Source organism: Candidatus Allofontibacter sp. (assembly GCF_038145245.1).
Lineage (GTDB): Bacteria > Pseudomonadota > Alphaproteobacteria > Pelagibacterales > Pelagibacteraceae > Fontibacterium.
This window is the reverse complement of sequence record NZ_JAYQPI010000058.1, coordinates 1-2,922: the sequence shown is the minus strand read 5'-3', so window position 1 is coordinate 2,922 and position 2,922 is coordinate 1. Positions and strand designations below refer to the sequence as shown.

The 2,922-nt window shown below is 23.4% G+C and carries 3 protein-coding genes; 2 read left to right on the top strand and 1 reads right to left on the bottom strand.

The features are described from left to right. A partial coding sequence (locus AC8IGH_RS05275) for a glycosyltransferase family 9 protein (protein ID WP_507419669.1) occupies positions 1-334 on the top strand: 334 nt, incomplete at its 5' end. On the opposite strand, the gene AC8IGH_RS05270 is transcribed toward AC8IGH_RS05275, so the two are convergent. Continuing rightward, a complete protein-coding gene (locus AC8IGH_RS05270) occupies positions 327-1,094 on the bottom strand; it encodes a hypothetical protein (protein ID WP_507419668.1) in 768 nt (255 codons plus the stop codon). The two genes, AC8IGH_RS05275 and AC8IGH_RS05270, sit on opposite strands and share 8 nt — an antisense overlap. A 158-nt stretch (positions 1,095-1,252) precedes the next feature. Between AC8IGH_RS05270 and AC8IGH_RS05265 the strand changes: the two genes are divergently transcribed. Next, positions 1,253-2,922 (top strand): S9 family peptidase (locus tag AC8IGH_RS05265; RefSeq protein WP_507419667.1); only part of this gene is annotated, 1,670 nt, incomplete at its 3' end.

Sequence of the window (2,922 nt, the reverse complement as noted above, 5' to 3'; positions counted from 1 at the left end):
TGAAATTGAAAATCAAATCGCAAATAAAATTATTAATGAAGTGAAAGATAATAGAATAGAATCCTTATGTTCTCTAAGTATCGAGGAAATAATGCCAATTATTAATTCTAGCAAATTATATATAGGTAATGATACTGGCTTCATGCATTTAAGCGCCGGCTTAAATATTCCGGCCATAGGTCTTTTTGGAGATACACCATTATCTTATGCGAACTACACTAAAAATATTACACCAATTATTCCTGAAAACTTCAAAACTGTAAGCCATAATTCTATGGCCATGAACCAAATAACAGTTAATCAGGTATTAAATGTAGTTAAAAAATTTATCTAAAAGTTCTTTCTAATTTTTTCAAAGATTCTGGTGATAATTTATTTTTAATAATTTTTAATTTATTTTTAATTTTATTTTTTACATCTCCTTGTATAATTTCATTATTAATACTTAATAAAATATTATCAAAAATCATTTTTAAAACGTCTTTAAATTTATTTGCACTTTCTTGATTACCTACGTTATTAAAAGTCATATTGCTTAATACAATCTCCTTATTTATATCTAAAATATCTGAAGTTACTTTTAATGATGCGTTGTTAATAATTAATTGTTTTATTATAAAAGTTTTACTGTTTTTGTCTCTATTCTCTTTTTTGGTTTCATTTTTGTCTTGAATTTTTTTATCCTCTGATTTTCCACATTTTCTAAGTGTAGCTATATTGTCGGTTATTCCTTTATTCTCTATTAAAAGCTCATAATTTACCTTGGCACCATCTATACTAATATTTTTAACAAAAATATTATTAGTAAAAATACTAGACAATGCAAAATCTACGTGAATTTTTTTTATCTGTACAATGTTCTTGTCCTTAAATCCCTCTATATTTCTTATTTCAATATTATTAATTTTGATTGAAGATGCCATTATGCTTGTATCTATGTCACTAATAACAACTTGCTGACATAAAAATTCTTTACTTTTGTTTATAAGTAAATCTTTTACAATTTTATTAACTCTATACGTTAAAAAATCAAAAATTAAAAAAATTATAACTAAAAATATTAAAGAAAAAATAATTATTTTTTTTTTATTCATATAGTAAAAAGTAAGATCATAACAATGATAGGAAATAATAAAATAAAACCTATTAATTTATTTTTAATAAAAAAATATTTTATTATTTCTAAAAAATCTTTAATAACCATTAATGTATATCAATATATAAAATTAAAATTTTATCAATATAGATTTGAATGAATACGTCCATACCGAAAATAAATAAAATTCTAAACGTAGTTAGAATTCATAATGAAGAATTAATTGATAATTATTCCTGGATTAAACAAAAAAATTGGAAAGAAGTAATATTAGACCCTAATAAATTAAATACCCCAGTTAAAAAATATCTAGATGAAGAAAATTTATTTAAAGAAGAACAGCTTAAAGATATCAAAGACATAGAAAAAAAAATTTTTGAAGAATTAAAATCTAAAATCAAAAATGAGGATAATTCTGTTCCAAAAAAAGATGGGGATTATTTTTATGCTTATAAATATAACAAAAATAGCGAATACCCAATTTATTATAGAAAAAATATTAAAAATAATTTTGAAGAAATTATTTTAGATTGTGAAAAAAAATCTAAAACACATTCTTACTTTAATGTAGCGGCTATATCACATAGTCATAATCATAAACATGTAGCCTATAATATTGATACTAACGGCTCTGAATACTTTTCAATATTTATTGAAAACATTGAAACAAAAGAAATATTAAGTCCTGAAATAAAAAATACCACTGGCGATATTATTTGGTCTTTAGATAATAACTATATTTTCTATATTGGATTAGACCAAAATCATCGTCCTACGAAAGTTTTTAAACACAAAATTGGTTCTGATAGTGAAAAAGATTTGTTAATTTATGAAGAAAAAGACCCCTCTTTCTTTTGTTCTATAAATTTATCAAAAACAAAAAAATATCTATTTATTAGAACGGCAGATCACGAAACTTCTGAATATCTTTTTATCAATCTAACATTAAATGAAACAACACCAATTCTTTTTAAAAAAAGAATTAAAAAAATTGAATATGACTTAGAACATCATGAAAAATTTTTTTTAATAAACACAAATATCGATAATGCAAAAAATTTTAAAATAATGATTAGTCATGAAGAATCTTATCAAAAATGGGAAGAATTTATTGCGTATGAGAGGATTAATTTAATCTTAGATTTTATCTTATTAAAAGACTGGCTTGTTAGATTAGAAAGGACTGAAGGTTCTGAAAATATAATCATATTAAATCTTAATAATAAGAATCAACATAAAATTAGTTTTGATGAAGAAGCATATAATCTTTCATTAGATCATGGGTATGAATATGAAACAGATAAATTCAGATACTCATATTCATCTCCTACCACACCAAAAAGTATTTTCGACTATGACTGTAAGTCAAAAAAACAGGAATTAAAAAAAACTCAAGAAGTTCCTTCTGGTCACAATAAAGATGATTATATTTGTAAAAAAATATTTGCCACAGCACATGATAATGAAAAAATTCCAATTACAATCCTTTATAAAAAAGGAATTAAATTAGATTCTAATAATCACTTATTACTTTATGGATACGGATCTTATGGAATATCTATACCAAGTAATTTCTCTACCAATAGATTAAGTTTGGTTGATAGAGGAATTATCTATGCAATAGCTCATATTCGAGGTGGCAAAGAAAAAGGATATGAATGGTATGAAAATGGAAAACTTCTAAATAAAAAAAATACTTTTTTAGATTTTATAAGTTGCGCCGAAAAATTATGTGAAGATAAATATACATCTCCTAAAAAAATTATTGCTCAAGGAGGTTCTGCAGGCGGTTTATTAATGGGCTATATTGCAAATGAACGTCCAGA